At 34.8% G+C, this 5,110-nt stretch carries 5 protein-coding genes; all 5 read left to right on the top strand.

Going from position 1 to position 5,110, the window contains the following annotated elements; genetic code table 11:
* Positions 1 to 257 (top strand): hypothetical protein (locus tag CLPU_RS17380; protein WP_050379078.1); only part of this gene is annotated, 257 nt, incomplete at its 5' end.
* Positions 258 to 325: 68 nt separating this feature from the next.
* Complete coding sequence (locus CLPU_RS16020; RefSeq protein ID WP_050379075.1) at positions 326 to 913, top strand: major tail protein; 588 nt, start codon at positions 326 to 328, stop codon at positions 911 to 913.
* Positions 914 to 961: 48 nt separating this feature from the next.
* On the top strand, positions 962 to 1,270 hold the full coding sequence (gene gpG / locus CLPU_RS16015) for a phage tail assembly chaperone G (RefSeq protein WP_050379074.1): 309 nt from the start codon (positions 962 to 964) through the stop codon (positions 1,268 to 1,270).
* A gap of 77 nt (positions 1,271 to 1,347) precedes the next feature.
* A complete protein-coding gene (locus tag CLPU_RS18115; protein ID WP_268760491.1) occupies positions 1,348 to 1,470 on the top strand; it encodes a hypothetical protein in 123 nt (40 codons plus the stop codon).
* 15 nt (positions 1,471 to 1,485) lie between these two features.
* The coding region (locus CLPU_RS16010) for a phage tail tape measure protein (protein ID WP_082154282.1) at positions 1,486 to 5,110 on the top strand (3,625 nt) is incomplete at its 3' end.

Below are 5,110 nucleotides of genomic sequence, written 5' to 3'. Positions count from 1 at the left end.
GAGAAAAAACATATATAACTTACTTCACTTACTTACAGCAAGCTGAAACGTATGCGGATGATGAAGAGCAAACAGAAGGTTACTATATCCAAGTAGATATATGGTCAAATACTAGTGGAAATGATTATACAAATACCATTAAACAAGTTAAGGAGTTAATGAAGCAAGCAGGATTTAGAAGAAAGACAGAACATGAAGATTATGAACCAGATACAAAGATATATCATAAAGTAATTAGGTTTGTTTACTACAAATAAATAAAAACAATCAAGGGGTTTCCATTGGAAGTCCCTTTTATTATGTGAAAAATGAGGAGGAATAAAATATGGCTTTAATAGGATTGAAAGATATACATTATGTACCGTTAAAAAAAGATGATAGTGACACACTTGAATATGATACAAATATAAAAAGGATAGCAGGAGCTATAACTGCTAAAATAAGTCCCAAAGCATCAACTGAGAAGATATATTATGATGATATGCTTGGAGCAACTTCAACTGCATTAGGAGAAATAGATGTTGAAATAGAAATGCAAGACTTACCATTGGAGGTAAGAGCAGAATGGACAGGTAACAAAATAGTTAATGGAGTATTAAGAGAAAAAGCTAACGCTGCCCCAATAGAATTGGCACTAGGTTTTAAATCAGAGAAGCACGAAGGCGGTTATAGATATATTTGGCTTACTAAAGGAAAAGCTGAACCTGTAGAAGACGAACATAAAACTAAAGAGGATAAAGTGGACTTCCAAACTAAGAAGATAAAGCTTACATTTATGCCGAGAATGCATGACGAAGAGTACCGATTGTTAGCTGATGACGATAATCCAGAATTTACAGGTGCAGATAAATGGTTTACGATTGAAACATTGACAGGAAAAATAGAATCTGAAACACCGCAAACAGGGGAATAATACCCCTGTTTTTTATTTATAAAATTATAGAATTTAAGGAGGATTAACATGTTAGAAATTACATTAAGAATAGATAAAAAGGACAAGACTTTCAATCAAGACTTTATAAGTGCTAGAATGCTTAGAAAAACATTAGAGTTATCTAAAGAGGTATCTAAAGGAGAGTTATACGAAAAAGAGATAGATAACATAGTTAAATATTTAGTTGAGTTATATGGAAATCAATTTACCTTTGATGAGCTTTACGATGGATTTCCTGCTAGTGAACTTGTAGACAAGGTAATAAAAGATATGAACAAAGTTGTTGGAAAACTAGATGAAAAACTAGAGGATATGCCAGTTGATTCAAAAAACTAGTATCACCCGAGGAAGATTGCTCCAAGGGTGATTTTTTATTACCTATATATAGCGATTTAATGGAACAGGGTCAGAGCATGAAGGAAATAGACGAGATGGATATATTTTATTACTTTGATGTATTAGCTTACAGGATTAAGAAAAGTAGAAACAAAGAAACAGAAAAAGTGGCTTATATAGATGAACTGGACTTTTTATAGATCGGAGGTGAAGAATTGAGTGATGTAGGAAGTTTAGTTGTAAGGGTAGCAATGGAAAATAGCTCATTCAATCAAGGTGTTCAGAACCTCCAAAGGTCAATGAGGGTTATTCAAAGTGAGTTTAAAAATGCTACAGCAGGATTAGGAGAACACGGAAAAGGATTAGAGGGTCTTAAAGCTAAGCAAGAAATGCTCTCAAAGTCTATAGACGTACAAAGAGATATAGTTGATAAGTATAAAAACAAACTAAAAGAATCTAAGGATACTCTCGATAAAAACACAGAATCTCAAGTAAAGCTTAAGGAAAAAGTAGATCAAGCTAAAAAAGCATACGAAGAGAGTAAGAATACATTAGGAGAAAACGCAGAAGAAACAAAGAAGTTAAAATCTAAATATGAAGAGCTATCCCAAGAATATACCGATAATGAAGAGAAGTTAAGAAGTAATGTTCGAACTATGGAAAATTGGGAAACTAAGACCAATAATGCAGAAGCTAAATTAAAAGATTTAGAAGGTCAACTTAAAAATGTAAGCAAAGAACTTACAGTACAAGAAAACAAATGGACTCAGTTATCAAAAAAGTTGGAACCCATCGGGAAGAAATTTAAAGATGTAGGTGGCAAAATTGAAGGCGTTGGAAAGTCTTTGTCAATGAAATTGACAGCACCGCTTGCAGGGATAGGGATTGCAGCTTCTAAAATTGGTATGGATTTCGAAGCTAGTATGAGTCAAGTACAAGCATTCTCTGGTGCAACAGCAAGCGAAATGAAACAGCTAGAAAAGGCTGCACGGGATGCAGGAGCTAGCACTTCAAAGTCGGCAAAAGATGCAGCAGATGCACTCGGCTATATGGCTTTAGCCGGATGGGATAGTAAAACATCCATGGAAGCGTTAATGCCTGTCTTAAGATTGAGTGAAGCCGGAAATATAGATTTAGCAAGAGCAAGCTCCCTAGTTACAGATTCTATGTCTGCGCTAGGAATAACCACTAAAGATCTTCCAAAATACCTTGACATCGTGGCTCAAACGGCACGAAGTTCTAACACAGATATAGACCAGATGGCAGAAGCTTATCTGTCGGTCGGAGGAACACTGAGAGGATTAAAGGTACCCCTCGAAGATAGTGCACTAGCCCTTGGATTCCTTGCGAACGCAGGGGTAAAAGGTTCAGAGTCTGGAAAGGCACTAAATGCAGTTCTTTTGAATCTTACTGCACCAGCTGGTAGAGCAAAAAAAGCACTAGATGAGCTTAAATTTACAGCTTTTGACTCGAAAGGGAAATTTAAAGGACTTGAGAAGGTGCTATTCGAGCTAAAAGGCAAAATGCAAGGAATGACAGAAAAGCAAAAAAATATGTATCTGTCTATGATTGGAGGAAAGGAACACGTAAAAGATTTAAACGCTCTCTTGAATGGATTAGATGATACTTACGATCAATTGAAAGGCGATATCTCTAAATTTGATGGTGCTTTAATGGATGTTGCAACAACAATGCAAAGCAATAACAAAGGTTCTATAACTGCATTGAAATCAGCACTTGAAGAGCTGGGATTGAAAATCTATGATTCCCTAAAACCTTCAATAGCCAGTTTAGTTGATTTTTTACAAAGGCTTACAGACAAATTCAATTCGCTAAGTCCTAAAACACAGGAAAACATAGTTAAGTTCGGAATGTTAACGGCTGCTATTGGACCTGTAACTTTTGGAGTAGGAAAACTGATATCTGGAATAGGTGGAGGAATATCCACTATAGCAAGTTTTGCCGGTTGGATAGGTAAAACAGCGGGGGTAGCAAAAGGTTTAGGAACTGCTGCAACGGTTGCAAGTGGAACAGCAGGCGTAGGAGGATTAGCAGGTTTAGGAACTGCACTAGGTGGAGCAGTTGTAGCGGCAGCACCAGCAGCACTAGCTATAGGAGCAGTAGCAGGAGCAGGATATATGGTACATAAAGGGTTAACACAAGAAGCCATTCCAGCTCTAGACTTGTTTGCTAGTCAAACTGAACTTACAACAGAAAGAGTTAAACTTGCTAATGGTGAGGTTGCGGAGATTAGTAAAACAGTTACTCACACAATTTCAGAAGAAACAAAGAAGCAAGTTGGTGCATTTATGGAATTGTCTCAACAAACAGGTAATACTTTAACAACAATGTATTCACAACAAAGACAACTGACAGATAAGGAAGTTACAGGACTTACTAATAAATTTGGAGAAATGAAAGATCGAATTGTTCAAAAATATGAGGAAAACAAAGATCGAACATTACAGAAATTAACAGAAACATTTAATGGAATGAAAAGCATAACAGCAGAAGAGCAGAAGAACATAATAAATATGTATACTCAACATTATGATCAACAAATTAAGAAGACTCAAGAAAAAGAAGATAAGATAAAAGAGATACTAAATAAAGCAAAAACTCAGAAAGAAGGATTAACTCAATCGCAATATAATGAACTTTTAAAATTACAAAGAGGATATGAGAGTGAAGCTATTAAGTTACTATCTAAAAATAAGGTAGAGCAAGAAGTTATATTAAATAACTTGAAAAATAGTAAAGAGCGTATAAATGCTGAAATGATGTCTGACGCTGTTAAGAAAATAAATAAGCAAAAAGAGGAAACTGTTAAAAAGGCTAAAGAAGAACGAGATAATAGAGTCCGCATGGCTGAGGAAATGAAACAACAGTTAGGACCTAAAGCAGAGCAAACAGCTAATAAAATCATAGAGGAGGCTAATCGACAATATAGAGAAGTTAAGAAAAAAGCTGAACAAACGAAAAATGAAGGGATTAAAAAATTAGAACAAGCATATGGAGATTTAACAAATACAGTAAACACCGATACGGGTAAAATATTAACCTGGTGGGATAAAATAAAAAATTGGTGGAATAGTTGGAAACCTGAAAAGAAAAAATTAGAGATTGAAACTATTCAACCTACATCTGGTAGAATGCCACAATATGCTAGAGGAACAAACTCTCATCCCGGTGGACTAGCAGTTGTTAGTGAAGAAGGAAGAGAAGGAATAGTACTTCCAAATGGTAGTTTTGCTATATCTGGAAATAGAGGAGCTGAACTTGTAAATTTACCTCGTGGAACTAAAGTAATTCCAAATCGAGAGACAGAAAAACTTTTAAAAGGATTTGGAATACCTGGATATGCTAAAGGTATAGGTAATTTTAATTTCAAAGGTCTTAAAGGATTTAATGGTACTCTTAACTTCAAAAACATGGATTCTTTTATAGAAGCACTTAAAGAAATAGATGTAATTTCAGCAGATTCAGCAAAATTAATCGTAAAAAGATATGGAGATGATATTCCTAAGGCTATAAGCAAAACAGAAGAGAAATTCAAGTATAGACAAGAATCATTCAAAAGGGCTTGGGAAGAAGAAGAGAAAGTGTTTAATGCACAAATTGAAGCATTAGAAAACCAAAAAGAACATGCCAATGACAACATGAAGAAAGAGTTAGAGAATAAAATAAAATCTACCAGAAAACAGAAAGATGCTAGGAAAAGTCAGGTAGATGAAGAAATAAAAGAATTAGATAGACTACAGAAAGCATATATAGACGCTTTAAAAGAAGAAGAAAACGCAAGAAAGCAATTTGTATCTAATGTAAATAACACTACTAATC

The sequence above is a fragment of the Gottschalkia purinilytica genome (genome assembly GCF_001190785.1).
Classification (GTDB): Bacteria; Bacillota; Clostridia; order Tissierellales; family Gottschalkiaceae; genus Gottschalkia_A; species Gottschalkia_A purinilytica.
The sequence above is the reverse complement of the archived record's forward strand: the minus strand, read 5'-3'. Positions and strand labels throughout refer to the sequence as shown.